The sequence below is a fragment of the Halomonas citrativorans genome (genome assembly GCF_014898005.1).
Lineage (GTDB): Bacteria > Pseudomonadota > Gammaproteobacteria > Pseudomonadales > Halomonadaceae > Vreelandella > Vreelandella citrativorans.
On record NZ_JABUYX010000001.1, the window covers coordinates 607,304 to 631,104 of the forward strand.

Consider the following 23,801-nt stretch of genomic DNA (forward strand, 5'->3'; position numbering starts at 1 on the left):
ATGCAAGGTCCGTTCAATCGCAGCGGCAAAAGTAAGCCGATGGGGGAGATTAACGTTGTCCCCTTTATCGACGTTATGTTGGTACTGCTGGTCATTTTTATGATTACCGCTCCGATGCTAACGCAAGGCGTTCAGGTGGATTTGCCTCAGGTGTCATCCGAACCGATCGATACTCAGGACAGTGACCCGATCATTATTTCGGTGGATCGTGAAGGCGGATATTTTATTACGCTGGGTGAGGATTCAACCGCCGTTTCGCTTGAGCAAATATCAGAACGCGTTTCGGCCATATTGCAACGTCGCCCGGGCACGCCCGTCATGGTGCGTGGCGACCGAGGCGTACAGTATGGACAAATTGTTCTACTCATGAGCACGCTCCAGCGCTCGGGCGTTGAAAACGTAGGACTGCTTTCAGAGCCGCCGCAAGATGAGTAAGGGCAAGCCGCAAGTAACCGTTGCTGCGCCGCATGACCCGCAAGACGTTGGCTACACATTGCCAATCATCCTCGCGGTCGCTGTGCATTTGGCTATTATTGTTTTTAGCCTTATTAATTGGCCCAGTTCAACCCCGGAACCTGACTCTTCATCCATTGTTCAGGCCACGTTTGTGAGTACCGAGACGTTCACAGATCAGGCCCAGCAGGTAACTGAACAGCAGGCGGCAATGAACAGCTCAACTGAACCTGTTCCTGAGCCGGAAGTGAGTGAGCCTGAGGTAGCTGAGCCAGAGCCGGATAACCAAGAGGCCGAGCAGCAGGCTGCCGCTGAAGCTGAAGCGCAGGAACAAGCTTTGGAAGAAGCCCAAGCCGCAGCAGAAGCCGAAGCGCAACGCCGCGCTGAGGAAGCCGAACGACTAGCGCAAGAACAGGCGGCGCAAGCTCAAGCCCGTGAGGCAGAAGCCCAAGCTGCGGCGGAAGCAGAAGCCCAGGCAGCGGCCGAAGCAGAAGCTCAGGCAGCAGCCGAAGCAGAAGCTCAGGCAGCAGCCGAAGCAGAAGCTCAGGCAGCGGCTGAAGCAGAAGCTCAGGCAGAAGCCGAAGCAGAAGCCGAAGCAGAAGCTCAGGCAGCAGCTGAAGCAGAAGCCCAGGCAGCGGCCGAAGCAGAAGCTCAGGCAGCAGCCGAAGCAGAAGCTCAGGCAGAAGCCGAAGCAGAGCGTCAACGTGAAGCTGAAGAGCAGCGTGCTCGTGAAGAAGCTGAACGCCAAGCTGCTGCCGCAGCGGAAGCCGCCATGCAGCGCCAGTTAGAAGGTGAGGCGGAAGCAGCAGCCAATGCACAGCAAGCGCAGCAGGCCGCCAATAGCTTTATCAATATTGTGCGTCGCGCGGTTGAACAGGCGTGGTTGATCCCACCTGGAGCAAGCGACTCATTGAGTGCTACGCTACAAATACGTTTAGGCCCTTCGGGCGAGCTGCTTGCAACGTCAATTGCTACATCTAGTGGCGACAGTGCATTTGATCGGTCTGCCATGCAAGCCGTTGAACATGCTGCACCGTTTGGTGAATTAAGAGATTTACCTGCGGAACAGCAGCGGAACTTACGTCAATTTAATCTGCGATTTACCCCGGGGGATGTTCGCTGATGCAAAAACTAAGGAAAGTGTGGTTATTTTGCGTACTACTGCTAGTAAGTGGTTTCGCAGCTGCGAATGCAAACTTGACCATCGAAATTACACGGGGCAGCGACCAGGCATTACCCATTGGGGTGGTGCCTTTCGCAGGCAATCAGGGCATGTCGGAAGATGTTGCTCAAATCATTCAGGATGATCTTGAGCGTAGTGGTCTATTTTCACCGCTAGAGCGTAGTGCCATGTTTGACCAACCAAACCAAGCGGATGATGTTGAGTTTGGGACCTGGCGGTTATTGGACGTGCGTTATCTGGTCGTTGGGCGTGCCGAGCAAACGGACAACGGCTATCAGCTACAGTTTGACCTGATGGATGTCAGTGGCCAGCGCCGGATGATTGGCGAAACCGTCATAGCGAATGCCGATGATCTGCGTGGTGCGGCACACTACATCAGCGACCAGATATTTGAGGCGATTACTGATATACGCGGTGCTTTCTCAACCAGCATTGCTTACGTAACGGCCCAAGGGGTTGGCGATAATATGCAGTTCGGTCTCTATATAGCCGATGCTGATGGTCGCAATAGCCAGCAGGTATTAACGTCTGATCAACCGATTATGTCGCCCACTTGGTCGCCGGACGGACGCAAGCTTGCTTATGTTTCCTTTGAAACGGAGCGCCCAGCGATTTATATCCAGGATATCGCCACCGGTCAGCGTGTCATGGCAACATCCTTTGACGGTATCAATGGTGCACCTACGTGGTCCCCCGATGGTCGCCGTATCGCTATGTCGTTATCCAAGGATGGGCAGCCTGAAATCTATATCATGGATATCGCTAACCGCTCGGTAGAACGCGTTACCAACAGCAATAGCATTGACACTGAGCCCGCTTGGTCACCGGATGGTCGTAGCCTGCTGTTCACCTCTGATCGTAGCGGCGGCCCTCAGATTTACCAGCTTTCGTTAGGTAGCGGCGAGACAAACCGCGTGACATTTACCGGCAATTATAATGCCCGCGCGCGCTACTCTCCGGACGGCGATCAGATCTTTTTAATCCACCGTTCCAGCCGAGGATACCAGGTCGCACGCCAGGATTTGGATGGAGGGCGGCTGGTCGTAATAAGCGATTCGATAAGAGATGAATCTCCTAGTGTTGCGCCGAACGGGACCATGGTAATCTTCGCTAACCAAGAGGGTAACAATGGGGTGCTAAGTGCCGTTTCTGCCGACGGGCGATCGTCATTCCGGCTTCCTGCTGCTCAAGGCGAAGTACGTGACCCCGCATGGTCACCGTTTTTAAACTAATGATCTATCGTGTTATTTTTTCAGGCAAGGAGTCTGATTATGCAACTTAAGCCGTTGGCTCGCTCATTGGCCGTAGCGTTATCTATCGTAGCGATTGCTGGTTGCTCCAGCACCGGCGGAACCCAGGATGGGGATTCTTACGGAAGCCAGAATGGCAGCAGCACGGGCGCTGGCACTTCTGGTGCGGGTACCGGTGGTCAATATGGCTCTACTACCGGCTCAGGTACAGGCGCTGGTCAACAAGCTGACTCTCGCATTCCTGAGGTACGCACGATTTACTTCGATTATGACCGCGATGCTATCAAGAGCGAGTATGAATCTGCGGTAATGGCTCATGTACGCTACCTGCGCGCTAATCCGAGTGCCCAGGTTGTGTTACAGGGACATACCGATGAGCGTGGTACCCGGGAGTACAACATGGCACTGGGCGAGCGTCGCGCACGCGCTGTTCAGCGTTTCATGAATATCCAAGGCGTTTCTCCTTCACAAATGACTGTTGTAAGCTATGGCGAAGAGCGTCCGGCAGTAAATGGTCATAACGAAAATGCTTATGCCCAAAACCGTCGCGTTGTATTTAATTACTGATATTGACGGCGTGTAAACGGCACGCCGACTTTGTCTACGGAGTCGTCATGAATCACAGTCTCAAACGCTGTTTTGAGAGGCTGTGCGGTGCGGGAGCCTTAGTGCTCCCGCTGTCCGTATTGCCCCTTGCAGCTATTGCCCAGCAGCCGCTGGTCCAGGATCTTTCTTCCGGTAATTCCAGCGGATTTTATCAGCAGACTCAGCGTCAGGAAGCATCCGGTGGCAACCTTGTGCTGTTCAACCAGGTGGAAGCGCACACGCAGGAAATCCAACAGTTGCGTGGCCAAATTGAAGAGTTGCGCCATCAGCTTGAACAATTGCGTCGCCAATCGCAGCAGCAGTATCTGGACATCGAAGACCGCCTAATGAGCAGTGGATCTACGCCCATAGAGCAGTCTACGCCACAGGTTGAACCTGAGGCCGCTCAAGAAGTTATCAGTGCACCCTCAGCACGTAACGTGAGTGATGATGCCCAGGCGGACTATCAGGCTGCCTTTGCCCATGTTCAGGCACGCCAATTTGAAGAGGCAATTCAAGCGTTTGATGAATTCGTCACTGCTCATCCTGATACCAGCTTGACCTCTAATGGCTATTACTGGTTAGGTGAATTGTATGCCGCTGAAGGCCAGCTTGATAATGCCGATGCGGCCTTTAGCCGGGTTATTACCGACTTTGATAGCAGCAGTAAAGTGCCCGATGCCCTTTATAAACTTGGTTTGGTTAAAGCACGTCAAGGCGATGCAGAGCGCAGCCGTGAGCTGCTAGAGCAAGTGCGTGACGACTATCCGCAAAGTAGTGCGGCTGGGCTTGCCAATGATTTTCTTCGCCAGTCGGCTGGGTAATATCACGTTAAATGTTTGTTTGCAGGAAGTATCATGAGTTGCAAAATCGACTATCAAGCATCGCCGCAATTGCTTGAAAACCGTGTCGTATTGGTCACTGGAGCCGGCGATGGGATTGGTCGTGCGGCAGCGTTGCAGTATGCGCAACACGGTGCGACCGTTATCTTGCTAGGCCGTACTATCGAAAAGCTGGAGCGGATCTACGACGAAATTGAGGCGTTAGGTGGGCCACAGCCCGCTATTTTTCCGCTTAATTTTGAAGGCGCAACGCTTAGTGACTTCGATGATATGGCCAAAACGCTCGATAAAGAGTTTGGTCGTTTGGATGGGCTTTTGCATAATGCTGGATTGCTTGGCCGGATTACTCCCTTCGAGCAGTACGATGCTGAACTATGGGAGCAGGTCATGCAGGTGAATATCAATGGCCCAGTATGGATGACTCAAGCGTTATTACCGTTGCTTAAACAATCAGACGACGCCTCAATTATTTTCACCTCATCCAGTGTGGGACGAAAAGGACGCGCGTATTGGGGGGCCTACTCGGTTTCCAAATTTGCCACCGAAGGGTTTGTTGAAGTGCTGGCCGACGAGCTTGAGCATCAAGCCAATATCCGGGTGAATACCCTTAACCCGGGAGCTACCCGCACTCAAATGCGCCGAAGCGCCTACCCTGGTGAAGACCCTGCCACACTTCGAACGCCCAATGACATTATGCCGACCTATTTATGGCTAATGGGCCCCGATAGTACCGGTGTTAGCGGCCAAAAGTTTGATGCGCAACCGCCGCGTGTTTGATTCTTAATTCTACCGTTAGGGCTTGAATGCAGCGCCTTTAAAAAAGAGCCTTTAAAAAGAAGCCTTAAAGCAAGGCCCTAACGGTGGTTATTACGCCAGCTGTAGTGATAGCTGCTAACTACTCCGCATTATTAAAAGCGTTTAATGCATCAACCAGCATTGAGCACTCTTCAAACCACAGGTCGGCGGGCCACTGCTGATAATCATCCTCTTCACTGATATAGCCATACCCTACCGCAACGGCTGTCATGCCAGCGGCTTTCGCTGCTTGCATATCACGTACGTGGTCGCCGACATACCAGCACTGTTCCGGCGCGACGCCTAAACGACGGGCCGCTTCCCACAAAGGTTCCGGGTCGGGCTTCTTGACACTCAGGTCATCGGCACACAGTAACGCACCGGGCTCCAGCGCTAATGCGGCGAGTAAAGGCTCGGTATAGCGGCGCGGCTTATTGGTGACAATCCCCCAGGGCCGTTGACTTCCGTGCCATTCAATAAGCCATTGGTTAAGCGGGATAAATACTTGGCTATGCACCGCTACGGCTTGTTCATAGGCATCGAGCAGAAACTGGCGGGCGGTATCATGGCCTGGGGCTTTGTGATCAAGATCCAACGCCAGGGTGACTAGCGCGCTCCCCCCATTGGAAACCTGACGACGTATCTGCTCGTAGGCCAGGGGCGCCAGCCCGTGGTGGGCGCGTAGGGCATTTGTTGCTTGAGCAAGATCGGGCGCGGTATCCACCAGGGTTCCGTCAAGATCAAACAGAATGGCAAGCGGTGGCGTCGTTGGCATCTATTGACTCACTTTGCGGCAATACATCATGTAGTTTACAGAGACATCGTCAGCCACTAAGCGGTAGCGACGAGTAAGAGGGTTGTAGGTCAGCCCTGTTTGCTCACGTACTTCCAGGCCCACTTGGCGGGACCATGCCGCCATTTCAGACGGACGAATAAATTTGGCATAGTCGTGGGTGCCGCGGGGCAGTAGCCTAAGGACATATTCGGCGCCTAATATCGCAAATGCGTAGGATTTTGGCGTACGGTTGAGCGTTGAAAAAAACACATAGCCGCCAGGGCGTACCAGCGCACAGCAGGCCCGAATCACTGAGGCGGGGTCAGGTACGTGCTCCAGCATTTCCATGCAGGTAACGACATCAAAATGTCCCGGGGTTTGAGCAGCCAACGCTTCAACACTAATATTTTGGTAGTCAACGGACACGCCGCTCTCTTCTGCATGCAGCCTGGCAACGCCAAGCGGCGCTTCGCCAAGATCAATGCCCGTTACCTTGGCACCACGATGTGCCATGGACTCACTCAGGATACCGCCTCCGCAGCCCACATCCAGCACCTGTTTTCCGGCTAAACCGGCGCGTGCGTCAATAAAATTCAGACGCAGGGGGTTTATCTCATGTAGCGGCTTGAATTCACTCTTTGGGTCCCACCAGCGGCTAGCAAGTGCTTCAAATTTAGCAACTTCCGCTGCATCGACGTTGCCTTGGTAGCGATCAGCAGTGCTATCCTGAGGTGTCGCTTGCATGTGTTGACTCCCATCGTCAGTCAGCAATGGATAGTGTTTTCCTATCCAGCCTGGTTATTAGCATCAAGTGCGAGTGGCATCCACTCAATCATTCAGTATTATGGACATTCTAACCACTCCCAGGTCAGAACGCATGAAAAGGACCATTGTATGAATCTTATGGCTATATTTTCTCGCTTTTCCGCCGTACAAGGAGTTCGGTAAATGCGAGTATTTCTTTACGGCAGTGAACTAAGTGCGGTGACAGCAGCGTCCGCATTAGCCTGGGTAGGTCATCAAGTAGAGTGGTTACCTCATCAGAGTGCGCCCTGGACGGTTCTTTCGCAGGTGGATTGGCTGCGCAGTGAGCCGGAGCTAATGCCGCATATCGAGCAGGGACTGGCCGATGGCACGTTAGTACTGATTAATGATGTATCACAGGCGTCTTCGGCTGATGTTGTCTGGCTTGCACTTTCGCCAAGCCAGCGTAACGACGCCAGCACACTGCTTCAACAGTCGGAACTATGTCTGCAGCAAGGTGCCGTGTTAATTAATAACTCTACGTTTCCGGTCGGCGAAACGGAGCGCTTGGATGATTTAATGAGAGGCCAACATAGCAGCGTGGCCTTGCCTGATACGCTTGAAGAAGGGCGTGCCTGGGCGTCGTTTACTCGCCCCACGCGTTGGCTGCTTGGGTGTGATGATGCCCACGGAGAGCACGTTGCACGCGAGCTTTTACGCGCGTTCAATCGCCGACAAGAAGTTTTCCAGCCCATGCCGCGCAGGGCGGCAGAGCTTACCAAGCTTGCCATCAATGGCATGCTGGCCACACGAATTAGCTATATGAATGAAATTGCCGGTTTAGCCGATACACTAGGCGTGGATGTTGAGCATGTTCGCCAAGGTATGGGGGCCGACACACGTATCGGTTTTGAGTATTTGTATCCCGGCTGTGGTTTTGGTGGCCCCAACTTTTCGCGGGACTTAATGCGCCTGGCAGATGTTCAGTCAAAAAGTGGCCGTTACTCCGCGTTGCTTGAACAGGTCATGGATATTAATGAGCAGAAAAAAGAGACGCTGTTCCGTAAACTTTGGGCCCATTTTGAAGGCGAGTTAGCGGGTAAAACGATCGCTATTTGGGGGGCCGCGTTCAAACCTGGCACAGCACGTATCGACCATGCGCCGGTATTGACGCTTTTAGACGCTTTGTGGGCACAAGGTGTAAAGGTAAAGCTTCATGACCCCGCCGCTACTAGCGCATTACATCAGCTTGTTGGGCAGCGCGATGACCTTCAAACATTTGATCAAGACCCATATCAGGCGTGTGAAGGTGCCGATGTGCTAATGCTGGTTACGGAGTGGAAGTCATACTGGAACCCGGACTGGCATCGACTTGCAGGGCTACTCAGCGCTAAGCTGGTGTTAGATGGTCGAAATATTTACGACCCTACATTTGTTGCCAACTGCGGCTTAAAGTACCGTGGTATTGGTCGTCGTGCCGACCCTACGTCTTTTTGAGAAAATGCCATGCCTAATCCGACGCCTTCCCAACGTATTGTTCCCGATGTAGGCCAAAGCTTAACGGCCCAGCATTTGCGCCACCGAAAAGGGCCTCTCGTATGGCCCTTATGGCTTGGAATGCTCTTGTTCTGTGTGCTACTCGCAGGCGCCGCTGTCGTGCTGTGGTTTGAGCGCGAGCGTTTATTAACCGAACTCCACCGTGTCAGTGGCGAGGTCTCTAACGTTCATGCTCGGTTGGACTCAGGTGATACTGATGTGCAGGATACAATTGCGCTTGTGCAGGCTCAGATGACAACGCTGTTCCAAGAGCAGGAGCAGCTGTCTGTTGCTTTAATCAATACGCGTGAAGAGCTTTATGGTGCGCTGACAGATGACGAAGAGCGCCCATCCAATGAGATGATAACGTCGTTTAATCAGCGCCTTTCCCAGTACCAAGAGCAGGCTGCCTTACGTGATCGCCGCTTGGCAGCGTTTAGCACCTCCCTGGATGCACTGGAACAGGCGGGCATATCCGGTCGGCAAAACCTTGTTGAAGAGGTTAATCATGTGGAGCAAACCACCACTCAGCAGCTCACGTCACTGGAAGAGCAGGTCAATCAGTTAAACCAAACAGTAACAGGGCAGTTGGAAGAGCAAATCGCTGCTTTGAGCGAGCGCTTTAATCAATTGGACACTCAGCTAAATACGCTACAGTTAGACTCATCCTCTCCAAGTGATGAAATTGCGGCATTTGAAGAGCAGTGGACTCAGCGTTTATCTACCCTTGAAAGTGATATACGGCAAATTCGCCAGGCCCAACTCGCTTTTAGCGCCCAAATAGAAATGCTTAGATAGTAGTGGAACAGGCTATAACCGCCAACAAAAGAGTTTGTTAGGGAGTTTATTGTATGGGAAGACAGTGGCGTTGGCTTTCAGCTACTCGGATGGCTTGTTTGATTGCGCTCCCTCTGAGTTTTGCCTATGTTCCATCAGTTTTGGCGTTAACGGCTACTATTAACGGGGTTGACGGCGACGTTGAAGATAATATCAGCGCCTATTTAGAGGGCATTGATAAAAAACAATATACCCAAACTCGTTTAGAGGGTGAGATACGTAGCCGTACAAAAGTGGCAATGCGTGTCTATGGTTATTATGAGCCCACCGTTGAGATTCAAATTGACCCTGCCGTTGTACTCAATATTGATTCTGGTCCTCGAGTCGAAATTCAGGAGCTTGCGATTAATGTTGATGGCGATGCCAAAGATGATCCTACGTTTAAAGACGCCCTGGATAGCTTTCCCTTAAAAGTAGGCGACCCGTTAGTTCAGCCGCCCTGGGATCAATTGCGTTCGCAGTTTTCGGGGTTAGCTATCGAACGTGGCTACTTTGATTGGGCTTTTACCAAACGGCGTATGGAAGTGCGCCCTTATTTACGAAGTGCGCGCCTCTATATGGATTTTGATAGCGGCCCACGCTTTCGGTTTGGTGAAACCAATATCACAGGGAGCCACATTGTTCTTGATCGCCTGCATAATATGCAGACGTATGAGAATAACGATCCCTATCTCGCGGAGTCGCTTGCTACTTATACGCAGCGCTTGGTTGAAACCGGTTGGTTTCGATCCGTTTCGATTCGCCCTCGTTTGACAACGGCCCAAGAGCTGGTGATTGCGCCTCCTGAGGGCGGTGCCTCGCCTTGGTGGGAGTCAGCCACAGCTTCCCAGCCGAAGCGCCCGCGGATTAGCAGTGCGGCACTGGCGAGCGTACTGACTATCAATAAAAATGACGATATTCGTTTGCCCATTGATGTGAACGTTGATCCTGCGAACCGTCACCAGTTTGAGGTGGGTATCGGTTATGCGACAGATGTAGGCCCCCGTTTACGCTTTAGCTGGCACCAGCCATGGATTAATAGTTTAGGTCACAGCCTGAATCATGACCTTTATCTTTCTGCGCCGGAACAGCGTTTTACCGGTGTGTACAACGTTCCCCTTGAAGACCCGCTCCGCGATAGCTATCGATTGCAGTACGGGGTTCGCAATATTGATAATAGCGATACCCGGTCGATGCAAGGCTCTGTTGAGCTGGCTCGTCGTTGGCAATTTGACAACGACTGGATCCAGTCGGTGTATTTTCGAACAACGTATGAAGACTTTACTCAAGGGGGAGAGGCAGACAAAGTCTGGCTCTTTTATCCAGGCATCCAGTGGTCCCGAACGCGGACACGGCCACAGCGGTTCCCTCTTTGGGGCGACCGTCAGCAGCTCTCGATTGAGTATTCCGACACAGTGTGGGGATCAGACGCCCAGTTTTTGCGTTTAACCGGTGATACCGAATTTATCCGCACTATTAACAACGATAATCGCTTTTTAGCACGGCTAAGCATTGGCGCTATCGAAACAGATGATTTTTCCAAAATTCCACCCTCGCTGCGTTTTTTCGCAGGGGGCGATCGCAGCGTGCGCGGATACTCCTATGAGAGCCTGTCGCCACGAAACGACGAGGGACGCTTGCAGGGCGGGCGTCAAATGATTACCTCGACGCTTGAATATCAGCGTCGTGTTAGGGGCGACTGGTGGGCGGCGACGTTCGTGGATACCGGTGATGCGTTCGATAACTGGGGTCCACACGATTTAAAAACCGGCGCCGGGGTGGGTGTCCGCTGGGTATCGCCGGTAGGGCCAATTCGCTTTGATGTAGCGCACCCCTTCGATAACGACGATGCATATCGTGTGCATTTCTCCATCGGCCCGGAATTCTAGGAGTACGCTTTGTCCCAGGTTGAATCTTCTACTTCTACGACGCGCCAACCATACTCATCCCGACACCGGGCGTGGTTATTGATCTGGAGCCTTATACGGCTGGCTATTGTTCTGCCACTTTGGTTATTTGGGTTAGTCGCACTGCTACTGGGTACGGCATTATCGCCTTGGGGGACGGATTTTTTATTCTCACAAGGGGAGAAGCGAGGATACTTTTCTTACGAGCAACAAGACGGCGCATTACTGGAACAATTTACGTTAAAAGGCTTTCATCTTGATCTAGGCAACCTAACGATCGGCATTGCTGACCTTGAGATTGCCTGGGCCGATGGTTGCCTCCTCTCTGGACGACTCTGCCTGGATACATTGCACGCTGATGGATTAAATGTGCGCTTGAGTGCAGATGACACGCCTGAAGAGACACAAGCGTCGGGCGAGCCTTTCCGGCTACATCTGCCATTTCCTATCGAGCTGCGCTCGGTGGTTGTCAATAATAGCAATGTGCAGCTTGCGGATGGTACGCGTATCCAATGGGCATCATTTGAATCATCTGCTAGTGCCGCGTGGAGCAACGTTGATTTAGCGCCAACACATCTTGATCAGTTGACCATTTATTTACCGCCCTCAGCGGGTGTTCAGCTTACGCAGGGTGCTCAAACCTCGCTAGCGGCTGAGGGCATTGACGGCGCCATTGCCGTGGCCACGCCTCAGCCTCAAGAGGATGCCTTACCTGCCCCGTCGCTCGAGCAACGCTTGGCTGACGGAGAGCGTATTGAGCTGCCCGAGATCGCTTTACCTGTCGATATAAGCGTAAGCGACCTGACAGTAACCGATGTTCAACTGACAGGTGCCTTTGAATACACTGTCGAGCGCTTACAGTTAGCGGGTAGCACGAAGGAAAGTAAGGTAGATATCACATCTTTTGATGTGGTGACCAAGGATGTTGAAGCCACTCTTGTAGGCAATGTGGGCTTAACCGGTAGTTATCCGCTGGAAGCGCAGTTAAATGCCGAGCTGTTTTTACCCGAACTTTATCCAGAATTAAGGGGGGAAAAACTGGCTCTTACGCTGTCCGGTCCGCTAAACAATCTACAGGCTGAGCTTAGTGCCTCAGAGGTGGTAACCGCATCCCTTGCAGTAAGCGTAGATGCATTAGCACCCGACGTACCTTTCCATGCGCGGCTACAAAGCGACCGGTTGCAATGGCCTTTGGTAGAGGAAACGCCGCCAGAGGGCGAGAGTGCTCTTGAGCCTTATGTGATTGAAGCCGTTGACCTTACGGTAGAGGGCAGTCTTGAGGCTTACCGCACCGAGGTTAGCCTACGCGCACAGGGCCCTCAGTTACCACCGACTCAGGTAACGCTTACTGGTGATGGAGACGTTGGCCATTACCAGTGGCAGCCTTTAGTTCTGCAACTGGGGGAAAACACGCTGCGCAGCGAGGGGCATGTCGATTGGTCAACACCCGATTTATCCTTCCAGGCGCGTGTGCAAAGTGAACGACTGCAATGGCCCTTGGTAGACGAACCTGCGGCCGACGGCGTGCACGCTACTCAACCGTATGTGGCTGAGGCGGTCGACCTGACGGTGGAAGGCAGCATGGAGGCTTACCATGCGGAGGTTAGTCTTGAGGCGCATGGCCCTGAGTTGCCTCGCGCCAGCGTTACACTGACAGGCGATGGCGATGCTAATCATTTCCGTTGGGAGCCGCTGGTTCTTCAGGTAGAAGAAAGCAGGCTGCGCAGCGAAGGGCATATCCACTGGTTAGCGCCGCTAACGGTCGATGCACAGGTCTGGTTGGATCAATTTAATCCCGGCAATTTTGTTGACCAAATGGAAGGTAGCTTAACCGGCGATATTGATCTCAACGTGCGCCAGCTAGACGATGTATGGTCGGTTAACGTGGCAAACATCGATATTGAAGGCAAGCTTCGCGATTATCCCTTGACCTTGCAGGCGGCGCTGGATGCTAACAGCCATCTGGAAATCGATATTCATCAACTTCAGTTCGCTCAGGGCAACAACCGGCTTCATGCGTCAGGCCAGCTAAGCGAGCGGGCAATGTCCTTGAAGGCTGATATTGACCTGCGTGAACTCAATACGCTCTCGCCTGAGTTGGGCGGTACATTGACGGGTAACCTGCAGGCCGGAGGTAGTTTTGAGCAACCTACTCTTGTTGCCGACTTGTCAGGCAGTGATCTGCGCTTCACCGACAGCCTTGTGCAGCAACTCTCACTTAACGCTAATGTGCGGGGGCTTGAGGATCCAAGACTTGATGTTCAGCTAGGCTTGAAAGAAATTTTTGCAGGCGGGCAGGATCTTGAGGCCGTTGACCTGAACCTAACCGGTCGACTTTCTCAGCACCAGCTTGAAGCGACTGTGCAAGGTCAACCAGAGAGTCCATTAAGCCGTGCGGTAGTGGCGTTGAATGGCCGCTTTGATCAACAGCGCCACGTCTACCAGGGCCGTTTGACACCCCTGGAAATTGATTCCGAGGCGGGCACTATTCGCCTGGAGGAACCCTTGGACCTAAGCTACAACCTCGCCAATGGTCAAGCGCGTCTCTCCGCGTTTTGTTTGCGCCGTGAGGAAGGCGGGCTGGTGTGCTCTGAAGAGCCAATTAACGCCTCGGCTAACCAGGGCCGTGCGGTGGTAAGCGTACGCGAAGTACCTATGGAAATGCTCGAGCCTTTCCTGCCCGAAGAGTGGACGTTTGAGGGTGATACAACGGCCGATATGGTTGTTGACTGGCGTCAAGGCGGAGCGCGCTGGCAGGCTGATGTAGAGCTACTAAGCAATCTCGCCATTACCGCTGTTAACGATTATGGACAGCCGGTTCAGCTTCCTGCTATTGACCTCAATGTTCAGGTGCAAGCGAATCAAGCACAAGCGGACGCCAACATCGTACTCTCGTTTTCTGAGGCGGGAGAGCTAACCCTGGATCTTACCCTCGATGATCCGATGGGGCGGGGCACGCTAGATGGCGATCTACGCGCGAATAAACTGTTGCTTGAACCTTATCTACCCATGGCCATCGGCTTAGACCGTCTTGAAGGCGAGTTTGATGGGCGGGTGCTCATTGGCGGAACCACAAGCCAGCCAGATTTACAGGGTGCGTTAGCGTTGCGCAACCTGCATGTTCATGGGCCAGGTATCCCTGTTGACGTCCGTGATGGCGAACTTACGCTTTTATTTGATGGAGAGCAGGGGAATATCAATGGGTTTGTGGAAGCCGAAAAAGGTCGGCTTAACATTACCGGCGACAGCTATTGGCCAGCGCTAGATGATTGGCGTATCGGTGTCGATCTTGAAGCAGTTCAGGAGCCCGTCCTTCTGGTGCTGCCCCAATTTGGTCGTATAGAAGTCGCCCCGGATATTCGGGTACGTGTTACACCCGAGCATTTACAGGTGCGCGGTAATGTTGATTTACCGTGGTCCCGGCTTGTTATTGGTGCCAGATCCTCGTCCGCTATTGAGCCAAGCCCTGATGAGGTCATCATTACTGAGCGTGACGACCGCATGGCAGAAGAGGCCGCGCTCAGGGCCGCGGCAAATGGGGGGATTAGCAATTCGGAGGAGCTAGGCCAAACGGGCATGATGCTTGATGTATTGATTGACCTGACGCTAGGTCGCGATATGCATATTTCCGCTTATGGTCTGGAATCCGATTTGGGCGGGACACTTCAAGTTCGCCAGGATAGCGGTGGACTTCAGCTTTTTGGGGATGTAAACTTGGTTGACGGGCGTTTCCAGGCCTTTGGGCAGGACTTGCTGATTCGCCGTGGCCAACTCCTGTTTAGTGGTCCACCATCGCTTCCCTCACTGGACTTTGAAGCAATACGTAATCCTGATAGAACAGAAGATAACGTTATTGCTGGGGTCCGCGTTACCGGAAGTGCCGCAGAGCCTAACGTCAGGATTTTCTCTGAGCCTTCCATGGGGGAAACGCAAGCGCTTTCCTACTTACTGCGCGGGCGTAGCCAGGATTCAAGTGGTGGGATGGACAGCGCACTGACAACCGCGTTGATCGGAATGTCGCTAGGCCGTGTAGGTGGTGCTGTCGGCTCTATTGGGCAATCATTTGGCATTGATGACCTGGCGCTGGATACAACCGGCGCCGGGGATGAAAGTCAGGTTGCCCTTAGCGGTCAGCTGACCGAAGATATTAGAATTAGCTATGGTGTGGGAATTTTCTCGCCCATTGCAGAGCTAACCGTTCGCTATACGCTATGGCGTAACTTATACGTGCAAGCTGTATCGGGTACTAATCAGGCGATTGATTTGATTTATACTTTTACTCGCCGAGGCAACCCGGTGATTCAGCACGAAACGAATAGAGAGTGATATGACACGATTAACCGAGAACTATGTTCATACTATTAGCGGACACTCCCTGCAAGCGCAGTATCCTGAGGGTTATCAGGAAATCGTTCTGGGAATGGGGTGCTTTTGGGGTGTCGAGCGGCTCTTTTGGCAGCAACCAGGCGTATACGTGACTGCCGCAGGCTATGCGGGTGGCCAAACGCCTGATCCCGATTATGATGCAGTCTGCTCGGGGCGGACCGGGCACGCTGAAGTGGTTCGCGTGGTGTATGACCCCAACAAAACCGATATTGACGCCTTGCTCCAGATATTTTGGGAGCAACACGACCCGACCCAAGGCAATCGGCAGGGAAATGACATAGGCTCGCAGTATCGTTCTGTTATCTATACAACCACCGATGAACAGCAGCAGGCGGCTGAGCAGAGTGCCAAAGCGTACCAAAAGGCGTTAGAGGCGGCAGATAAAGGTACTGTTACCACCGAGATAAAGCCGCTGGATACTTTCTATTTTGCAGAAGCGTACCATCAGCAATATCTGGACAAAAACCCTAACGGATACTGTGGCTTAAAAGGGACAGGGGTAACATGCCCCATTGGCGGGTAGGTAACGCGGTATTAGCAGGCAAAGGCGACTATTGCTTCGGGCAATCGTCGCCTGGGGCTTAATCGGTTGGCTGCACTCGATCAATGCGGTAAAGCGTTTCTACCTGATCCAGCCCAGTGACGGTGCATTTAAGGTCTTTAACACGACCATCGCTTAAGCCGTAGACCCAGCCATGTACTGAAATATTCTGGCCGCTTTGCCAGGCGCGCTGCAAAATTTTAGTGCGACATAAGCTTTTAACCTGTGCTTTAACATTAAGCTCACACATACGGTCAATTTGCTCATCCAACGGAAGGTGATCAAGCGAGTGGCGGTGGTGGTTATATTGCTCACGGACGGAGTGCAGCCAGTAATCAACGACACCGCACTCACCCCCCGTCACTGCCGCTCTAATACCGCCACAGCCGTAGTGCCCCACAATCATGATGTGGCTCACGTTAAGGACATCGACCGCATACTGCACAACAGAGAGCGCATTCATGTCGGTGTGATGTAAAAGGTTGGCGACATTGCGGTGAACAAACACTTCGCCTGGTGGCAATGAAATAATCTGATTAGCGGGAACCCGGCTATCAGAACAGCCTATCCATAAATAATCAGGATTTTGCTGATTAGACAGGCGCTTAAAATACTCGGGATCCTCTTCGCACATGCGTTCAGCCCAGGCACGATTATTTTCGAGGAGCGTCGCAATAGGGTCAGACATTGAGTCTCCGTATCGTTACATCGTCAGGTTAAGGCGAAATCAAGCAAGCGATGAAGGTTTTAACCTTCATCGCGACTAAGGTCAATAAGCATGTGCCGTCGGTTTCTTAACGCGCATGCCAATTTTTAGGAGCAAATAATGGTAGCCGATTCTGAGTATCAATATGACTTATTAGTGATTGGCGCAGGTTCAGGGGGCGTTCGCGCTGCACGCATGGCTGCAGCAACGGGTGCCAACGTCGCTATTGTGGAAGACCGCTATCTCGGGGGGACTTGTGTCAACGTAGGCTGCGTACCCAAGAAACTTTATGCCTATGCCGCACATTTTCATGACAGTTTTGATGACGCTGCAGGTTTTGGCTGGCAGCTATCCGAGCCGGCCACCTTTGACTGGGCCACATTGCGAGACAATAAAACAAGTGAAATTAAGCGTTTAAACAATATTTACCAACGCATGCTGGAGGGGGCTGACGTCACCCTGCTTAGCGCTCGCGGTCGACTGGTCGATGCGCATACGGTGGCGTTAGAAGATGAAAACGGCGTTACTCACGTGAGCGCAAAAAAAATACTATTGGCCACAGGTGGCTGGCCATGGGTGCCTGATTTCCCGGGTAATGAGCATGCGCTGGACTCTAACCAGGTGTTTGACCTGGACGAATTTCCCAAGCGTTTTATGGTCCTGGGCGGCGGGTACATCGCCGTTGAGTTTGCGAGTATTTTTAATGGCCTGGGCAGCGAAACGCATTTGATTTATCGTGGCGATCTATTTTTGAAACCCTTTGATCATGAAGTGCGTGAATTCACTCGTAAGGAAATGGATAAAAAAGGTGTCAATCTGCATTTCAACGCCAATATAGAGCGTATTGAAGCCATTGAATCCGGTTACAACGTTCATCTAACGACCGGCGAGACGTTAGAGGTAGACGTTGTACTGGCAGCAACAGGGCGTAAAGCCAATATTCAGGGCCTGGGCCTTGAAGAGCTGGGTATTCAGTTGGATGGCAACGGCAAAATTCCGGTTGACGCACATTATGAAACGCTGGTCCCGTCTGTGTTAGCGCTTGGAGATCTAACGGTTGGTCCAGAGCTCACCCCAGTGGCGCTGGCTGAAGCCATGCAGTTGGTGGATTATCATTTCAAAGACACCACGCCGACACGGCTTGATTACACCACGGTGCCTACCGCCGTTTTTTGTCAGCCCAATATTGGCACGGTTGGCTTAAGCGAGGAGGGCGCCCGCCAAAAGTTTACCAACATTCGGGTTTACTCCACGGAGTTCCGGGCGATGAAGCACACCTTGTCGGGAAGCCAGGAGCGCACGTTGATGAAGCTTATTGTTGATGACGCAACGGATATTGTAGTCGGAGCGCACATGGTAGGCGAAGAGGCCGGAGAAATTATTCAAGGCATTGCCATCGCCGTTAGAGCTGGTCTTACCAAACAGGATTTTGATCTCACCGTTGGTATTCATCCAACCGGTGCTGAAGAGTTTGTCACCATGCGGACTGTTACTCGGCAATAAACTGCCAGCAGCTTCCTAATGTGCAGTACATCAAGCGAGCCAGTGGCTCGCTTTTTTAATATCACCGTTTTTTAAAAGTTGGACTAAACTCATATTTTCATTTCGCCAGTGGCGATGTCAGTATTAAAAATACCAAGCCTAATATAACCGTAAATTATGGAAAACAGGGTGGTGGATAATATGGCTTTTGAATTGCTAATAATCAGCTGTTATAATGATGCTCAAATTCGCTACAGCGAAGCATAACCATGAATACGCCAATGCAACCTTTTACCCCTTCATCTGAGCTCGCACGACCCACCGTTGCCGACGCGGTCGTTGGGTTTTCAGAAGCGCCTCTCTATATCCGAAAGCCAAATGCAGAGGACGGTTGGGGAATATACGAGCTGGTAAAAGCGTGTCCTCCACTGGACGTTAACTCTGCTTACGCTTACTTGCTGTTAGCCACCCAATTTCGTGATACCTGCGCTGTTGCCACCAACGAAGAGGGCGAAATAGTCGGATTTGTGTCTGGCTATGTAAAAGACAACGCCCCCGATACCTATTTCTTATGGCAAGTAGCCGTAGGTGAAAAAGCACGCGGTACAGGGCTTGCCCGCCGCCTTGTTGAAGCCATCCTTTCTCGCCCTGAACTCGCCGATGTTCACCACCTGGAAACCACTATTACACCTGACAACCTGGCTTCCTGGGGACTGTTTCGACGTTTAGCCACTCGCTGGCATGCGCCGTTAAATAGCCGTGAATATTTCTCTACCGAACAGCTTGGTGGGGAGCATGACCCAGAGAACCTGGTTCGCATCGGCCCATTCCAAACTGATCACATCTGATTTTTCTTTTTCTATCCGTATTGCCACGATGTTCTCGACATCTCTCGGCTTAACGATGACACAAGGAGGTCGCCAATGAAGACCCAATCGCTTGAACGTATGGAATCTAATGTTCGTACCTATTCACGTTCATTTCCCGTTGTGTTTACCAAAGCGCAAAATGCTCGTTTAACCGACGAAAACGGTCGCGAATATATCGACTTTTTGGCGGGTGCCGGAACGCTTAACTACGGTCATAACAACCCGCATCTCAAGCAAGCCATGATTGACTACCTGTCTAGCGACGGTATTGTCCACGGTCTGGATATGTGGACGGCAGCTAAACGGGAATATCTCGAAACACTCGAAGAACTCATCTTTAAACCGCGTGGGCTGGATTATAAAGTTCATCTACCTGGCCCGACCGGGACGAATGCAGTTGAAGCGGCTATTCGTTTGGCGCGCGTAGCCAAAGGTCGCCACAATATTGTGACGTTCACTAACGGTTTCCACGGTGTGACTATGGGGGCGTTGGCCACCACCGGCAACCGTAAATTCCGCGAAGCAACCGGCGGCATTCCGACGCAAGGGGCAAGCTTTTTACCCTATGATGGCTATATGGGAGAGCATGCCGATACGCTTGATTACTTTGAAAAATTACTGGGCGACCAGTCAGGCGGCTTGGATATTCCCGCAGGGGTTATTGTTGAAACCGTGCAAGGCGAGGGCGGTATCAACGTAGCAGGCTTGGACTGGTTAAAACGGCTTGAAAGTATTTGCCGTGAACACGATATTTTACTCATCGTGGACGATATCCAGGCAGGCTGTGGCCGTACCGGCAAGTTTTTCAGTTTTGAGCATGCCGGCATCAAGCCGGATATCGTCACTAACTCGAAGTCACTGTCTGGCTTTGGCTTGCCCTTTGCTCATGTATTGATTCGTCCAGAGCTGGACGTGTGGAAACCTGGCCAATATAACGGCACCTTCCGTGGCTTTAACCTAGCCATGGTAACGGCGACTGCCGCGCTTAAAAAATACTGGGCAAACGATACGTTTGAGCGCGACGTACAAAGCAAAGCCCGTATTGTTGAAGAGCGTTTCCAGAAGCTAGCGGCGCTGTTGACTGAAAATGGTATGCCGGCTACCGAGCGCGGCCGCGGCCTGATGCGTGGTATCGACGTTGTTTCGGGTGACATCGCCGACAAGATTACCAGCGAAGCGTTTGCAAACGGCTTGATTATTGAGACAAGCGGCCAAGGCGGCGAAGTCGTTAAATGCCTCTGCCCATTAACGATTAGCGACGAAGACCTGCTTGAAGCGCTGGATATTCTGGAAGCGGCTGTCAACACAGTTATCAACGAATAACCTGACGTTACTTTGGGTAGTTAACGAACCTTAACGATAAACTCAACGGCTGGTATCGCCAGCCGTTCAGGCATGGAGCATATTATGATCGTCCGTAGTCTTGAAGAAGCGCGTAAAACAAGCCGACTGGTAACTGCTGAAAATGGTAACTGGGACAGTACCCGTTTGGTGCTTGCCGAGGATAATGCGGGTTTCTCTTTCCACATCACACGCATCTTCCCGGGCACAGAGACTCACATTCAGTATAAGCATCATTACGAAGCCGTTTTTTGCTATGAAGGCGAAGGTGAAGTCGAAACCCTGGCGGATGGCAAAATCTGGCCAATCAAAGCGGGCGATATTTATCTACTGGATAAGCATGACGAGCACCTCCTGCGCGGCAAAGAAAAAGGCATGACCGTGGCCTGTGTCTTTACACCGGCACTGAGTGGCAATGAGGTGCACCGCGAAGATGGATCCTATGCGCCGGCCGATGAGTAAACCTTAGTTATTTACCGCTTTTAAAGCAGCCTTGCTAACGCAGGCTGCTTTTTAGTGCCTGCGAGATTAGACGACCAAGAAAAGCACTAAACTAAAAATAGTGAGCCGGGTCGAAAACCGGCTCACTTAAGCGCCAGGAGCTTATAAGTCTTTAACGATGCGCAGGGCATCATAAATCGCGGCATGGGTATTGCGGTGCGAAATGGCATCCCCAATCCTGAACAGCTGGAACTTGCCTTCGGTAGCGATAGGCTGCGGTGTGCCTACAATGAGGTTGTCATAGTTGACGGCCCCTTGGTTGCTCGACAGCGGCTTCAGCTCTTCATATAGATCGGCCATAGGCAAGGTGCCGAAATTGATGACGACTTGGTCTACGCGCCGCTCTTTAGCAACGTTTGTGTAATCGCTGCTGACCAAGGCAACGAGTTCACTGCCATCGCGCTTAATACCAGTCAGGCGGAAGGTGGGGGTGAACGTGGTATCCAGCATTTGTAACGTACGCATGTAAGGCACCAGGTTCATGGCCATGACCTCCGGCGCCAAGGCACGGTCGGCTGTCATGTATTCGACCTTACCGCCTGCTTTGGCAATAATCTCAGCCGCTTGCAAGGCGGTATGGTCGCCTGCATCATCATACACCAGCACGTTGCTGCCTGGCGCCACATGGCCTGAGAGTAAACCCCAACCGGTGACGGCCAGCTCGTTGCCCTCTTGAAGCGCCTCCTCGTTAGGCTGCCCGCCCGTTGCCACAATGACCACATCCGGCGATTCGGCGAGTACTTCATCCTGTTCGGCAAAGACATTGAAGTGAAACGTGACACCCATGGCCTGACAGCGCTCAAAGCGCCAATCGATGATGCCCATCATTTCTCGACGACGCTCGCTCTGTGCCGTTAAACGAATTTGCCCGCCGGGGGTATCTGCTGCTTCAAATACGACGACTTCGTGACCGCGTTCGGCAGCCACACGGGCGGCTTCCAGCCCGCCGGGGCCTGTGCCAACGACCACCACCTTACGTTTGGTATCGGCGGGAGGGATGGTATGGGGCATGGTGGTTTCACGTCCAGTCGCGGCATTGTGAATACAGTATGCCGCGCCGCCCTGGTAAATGCGGTCCAGACAGTAATTAGCGCCCACGCAGGGACGGATCTCTTCTTCACGGCCTTCGATGACTTTTTTCATTAGGTGTGGGTCGGCCATATGAGCACGAGTCATGCCGATCATATCGACCTTGCCGGTGGCAATCGCATGACGAGCCGTCGCAACATCCTGAATTTTAGCCCCATGGAAAGTGGGGAAGTCGACTTCACGCCTAATATCGCCCGCAAAATCCAGATGTGGCGCGCTGGGCATGCCTTGGATAGGAATCACGTCCGTCAGACCCGGATCGGTATCAATATGCCCTTTAACGACATTAAGAAAATCTACCAAGCCGCTGTCTTTCAAACGGTGCGAAATGGTCATGCCATCACGGGCATCGAAGCCCCCGGGTAAGCACTCGTCACCGGTATAACGCACACCAAGTAAGAACCTCTCACCAACACGCTCACGGATGCTTTGGAGCACTTCAAAGGTAAACCGTAGCCGGTTATCCAGGCTGCCGCCATAAGGCGCATCAAGCTCGTTGGTTAACGGCGACCAGAACTGATCCATCAGGTGGCCGTACGCCTGAATCTCCATGCCGTCCAGGCCTGCTGCGTACATGCGTTCGGCGGCGTCGGTGTAATCCTTGACTAATCGCTCAATATCCCAAAGCTCGGCTTTTTTTGGATAAGCACGGTGAGATGCTTCTCGATGATTGGAGGCTGATACCGCCGGTAGCCAATCCCCTTTGTCCCACCGGGTGCGGCGACCCAAGTGTGTTAGCTGAATCATTACCGCCGTACCGTGTTCGTGGCACGCCTCGGTGAGGTCACGCATCCACGGCACCACCTCATCTTTATAAGCCAAAATATTGTTAAACACCGGCGGGCTGTCTCGGGAAACCGCTGCTGACCCAGCAGTCATGGTCAGGGCAATACCTGCCTTGGCACGTTCAACATGATAGGCCCGGTATAGCTCTTTAGGCATGCCATCTTCGGGGTAGGCGGGTTCGTGAGAAGTCAGCATTACCCGATTTTTCAGCGTTAAATGTTTTAGTTGTAGCGGCTGTAGCAAAGGGTCATTTTTCACGGTCGTCTTCTCTTGTTGTTTTGATGATTATCACAAGCTAGTCTTCTCTGTTCATAGTTGTCAATATATATGACATTGGTGTACATAAGGGTAACAAGCTTGCTGTATGATCGATTACATCGCCATGGCAAAGAGAGCAATACGTGAAAAACGGACGCGCCACGATTAACCAAACTGCTTGGATTGATGCTGCTTACGAGCTACTGACAGCCTCGGGAGTCAGTGCCGTCAAAATCGTACCGTTAGCAAAGAAGTTAAAAACATCACGCACCAGTTTTTACTGGCTATTTAAAGACCGTGAAGAAGTGCTTGCTGCACTACTGGAGCGGTGGGAGCGACAAAATACCCAGGCCTTAATTGAGCAATCGGAGAAATATGCGTCTTCCATCGTGGAAGCCACGCTCAATATCTTTGACTGTTGGTTTGACCCAGCGGTATTTGATTCTGAATTTGAGTACGCCGTTAGAAGCTGGAGCCTGCAAGATCAAGCGGTTGCTGAGCGCGTTAGCCAAGCCGATAGCGTGCGGCTACAAGCGCTGCAAGACATGTTTATTCGCTATGGCTATGACGTACTGGAAGCTGATACCCGTGCACGCACGGTGTATTTGATTCAGATCGGCTATATCTCGATGCATACCCAGGAGACCCAAGATACGCGGATCGCCCGAGTGGCTCAGTACATCAATATTTTTACTGGGCAGATGTGCACCCATGCTGATCTTGAGCGGTTTGCTGCGCGGCATAGAGCGCGGTTTACGCCCGAAGAGATGGCGGCTCAACAGGAGATGACAGATGAAACCGACATTAACGCTCGGCATTATCGGGGGGGGACCACGTTAAAAAGCTGAAACGATAATCTGGGCTTGTCAGCAGCATAAATGTCATCTTCGCGGTCGGAACCGGTCCAGGAGGAAGCAATCGGCATCTGGTTATGTAAGAATGTGCACGTTAAAGCC

General features: G+C 52.3%; 20 protein-coding genes. 16 read left to right on the forward strand and 4 right to left on the reverse strand.

Annotated elements, in window-relative coordinates; all coding sequences use genetic code 11:
- From tolR to INT20_RS02740, 6 genes are read left to right on the forward strand one after another with little or no spacing between them, the layout of a single operon-like run.
- Entirely contained in the window at nt 1-435 is a 435-nt protein-coding gene (gene tolR / locus INT20_RS02715; RefSeq protein ID WP_193053541.1) for a protein TolR, read from the forward strand.
- Nucleotides 428-1,576: a cell envelope integrity protein TolA gene (gene tolA / locus INT20_RS02720; RefSeq protein ID WP_193056393.1), complete on the forward strand. Its 1,149-nt coding sequence runs from the start codon at nt 428-430 to the stop codon at nt 1,574-1,576. The genes tolR and tolA overlap by 8 nt, the downstream gene beginning before the upstream one ends.
- Complete coding sequence (gene tolB / locus INT20_RS02725; RefSeq protein WP_193056394.1) at nt 1,576-2,868, forward strand: Tol-Pal system beta propeller repeat protein TolB; 1,293 nt, start codon at nt 1,576-1,578, stop codon at nt 2,866-2,868. Before tolA ends, tolB begins: the two co-directional genes overlap by 1 nt.
- Before the next feature lie 39 nt (nt 2,869-2,907).
- Nucleotides 2,908-3,453, forward strand: coding sequence for a peptidoglycan-associated lipoprotein Pal (gene pal, locus INT20_RS02730; RefSeq protein ID WP_172116612.1), 546 nt, complete (start codon nt 2,908-2,910; stop codon nt 3,451-3,453).
- A gap of 47 nt (nt 3,454-3,500) precedes the next feature.
- The gene (gene ybgF, locus INT20_RS02735; RefSeq protein ID WP_172116613.1) at nt 3,501-4,295 is read left to right on the forward strand and encodes a tol-pal system protein YbgF; all 795 of its coding nucleotides are present in this window, start codon (nt 3,501-3,503) and stop codon (nt 4,293-4,295) included.
- A 33-nt stretch (nt 4,296-4,328) separates the two neighbouring features.
- Nucleotides 4,329-5,090 carry a YciK family oxidoreductase gene (locus INT20_RS02740; RefSeq protein ID WP_193056395.1) on the forward strand — a complete coding sequence of 254 codons (762 nt, stop codon included), beginning with the start codon at nt 4,329-4,331 and terminating at the stop codon, nt 5,088-5,090.
- A 118-nt stretch (nt 5,091-5,208) separates the two neighbouring features.
- Here the strand turns inward: INT20_RS02740 and INT20_RS02745 are convergent, their stop codons facing one another.
- Nucleotides 5,209-5,883, reverse strand: coding sequence for an HAD-IA family hydrolase (locus INT20_RS02745; protein ID WP_193056396.1), 675 nt, complete (start codon nt 5,881-5,883; stop codon nt 5,209-5,211).
- Entirely contained in the window at nt 5,884-6,627 is a 744-nt protein-coding gene (gene ubiG, locus INT20_RS02750; RefSeq protein ID WP_172116616.1) for a bifunctional 2-polyprenyl-6-hydroxyphenol methylase/3-demethylubiquinol 3-O-methyltransferase UbiG, read from the reverse strand.
- A 204-nt stretch (nt 6,628-6,831) separates the two neighbouring features.
- Between ubiG and INT20_RS02755 the strand changes: the two genes are divergently transcribed.
- Genes INT20_RS02755 through msrA form a run of 5 tightly spaced genes read left to right on the forward strand, consistent with a single transcriptional unit; the run spans nt 6,832 to nt 15,795 of the window.
- Nucleotides 6,832-8,124, forward strand: a complete 1,293-nt coding sequence (locus tag INT20_RS02755) for a nucleotide sugar dehydrogenase (protein WP_193056397.1) — start codon at nt 6,832-6,834, stop codon at nt 8,122-8,124.
- A gap of 9 nt (nt 8,125-8,133) precedes the next feature.
- Nucleotides 8,134-8,961 (forward strand): coiled-coil domain-containing protein, encoded by an 828-nt coding sequence (locus INT20_RS02760; protein WP_193056398.1) that lies wholly within the window; start codon nt 8,134-8,136, stop codon nt 8,959-8,961.
- A 53-nt stretch (nt 8,962-9,014) separates the two neighbouring features.
- Nucleotides 9,015-10,868, forward strand: a complete 1,854-nt coding sequence (gene tamA / locus INT20_RS02765; protein ID WP_193056399.1) for an autotransporter assembly complex protein TamA — start codon at nt 9,015-9,017, stop codon at nt 10,866-10,868.
- Nucleotides 10,869-10,877: 9 nt separating this feature from the next.
- The gene (gene tamB, locus INT20_RS02770) at nt 10,878-15,212 is read left to right on the forward strand and encodes an autotransporter assembly complex protein TamB (protein ID WP_226912000.1); all 4,335 of its coding nucleotides are present in this window, start codon (nt 10,878-10,880) and stop codon (nt 15,210-15,212) included.
- A 1-nt stretch (nt 15,213) separates the two neighbouring features.
- Entirely contained in the window at nt 15,214-15,795 is a 582-nt protein-coding gene (gene msrA, locus INT20_RS02775; protein WP_172116620.1) for a peptide-methionine (S)-S-oxide reductase MsrA, read from the forward strand.
- Between the two features lie 58 nt (nt 15,796-15,853).
- Here the strand turns inward: msrA and can are convergent, their stop codons facing one another.
- Nucleotides 15,854-16,501, reverse strand: a complete 648-nt coding sequence (gene can / locus INT20_RS02780) for a carbonate dehydratase (RefSeq protein ID WP_087105449.1) — start codon at nt 16,499-16,501, stop codon at nt 15,854-15,856.
- A 138-nt stretch (nt 16,502-16,639) separates the two neighbouring features.
- Here can and gorA point away from each other — a divergent pair, with 138 nt between their 5' ends.
- The 4 genes from gorA (at nt 16,640) to INT20_RS02800 (ending at nt 20,673) form a co-directional block, all read left to right on the forward strand.
- Complete coding sequence (gene gorA / locus INT20_RS02785) at nt 16,640-18,022, forward strand: glutathione-disulfide reductase (protein ID WP_193056400.1); 1,383 nt, start codon at nt 16,640-16,642, stop codon at nt 18,020-18,022.
- A gap of 248 nt (nt 18,023-18,270) precedes the next feature.
- Nucleotides 18,271-18,849, forward strand: coding sequence for a diaminobutyrate acetyltransferase (gene ectA / locus INT20_RS02790; protein ID WP_172116622.1), 579 nt, complete (start codon nt 18,271-18,273; stop codon nt 18,847-18,849).
- Between the two features lie 75 nt (nt 18,850-18,924).
- Entirely contained in the window at nt 18,925-20,193 is a 1,269-nt protein-coding gene (gene ectB, locus INT20_RS02795; protein WP_193053550.1) for a diaminobutyrate--2-oxoglutarate transaminase, read from the forward strand.
- A gap of 84 nt (nt 20,194-20,277) precedes the next feature.
- A complete protein-coding gene (locus INT20_RS02800) occupies nt 20,278-20,673 on the forward strand; it encodes an ectoine synthase (RefSeq protein WP_172116624.1) in 396 nt (131 codons plus the stop codon).
- A 141-nt stretch (nt 20,674-20,814) separates the two neighbouring features.
- On the opposite strand, the gene INT20_RS02805 is transcribed toward INT20_RS02800, so the two are convergent.
- The gene (locus INT20_RS02805) at nt 20,815-22,845 is read right to left on the reverse strand and encodes an oxidoreductase (protein ID WP_193056401.1); all 2,031 of its coding nucleotides are present in this window, start codon (nt 22,843-22,845) and stop codon (nt 20,815-20,817) included.
- Nucleotides 22,846-22,988: 143 nt separating this feature from the next.
- Between INT20_RS02805 and INT20_RS02810 the strand changes: the two genes are divergently transcribed.
- A complete protein-coding gene (locus INT20_RS02810) occupies nt 22,989-23,693 on the forward strand; it encodes a TetR/AcrR family transcriptional regulator (RefSeq protein ID WP_193056402.1) in 705 nt (234 codons plus the stop codon).
- The last annotated feature ends 108 nt before the right edge of the window (nt 23,694-23,801 follow it).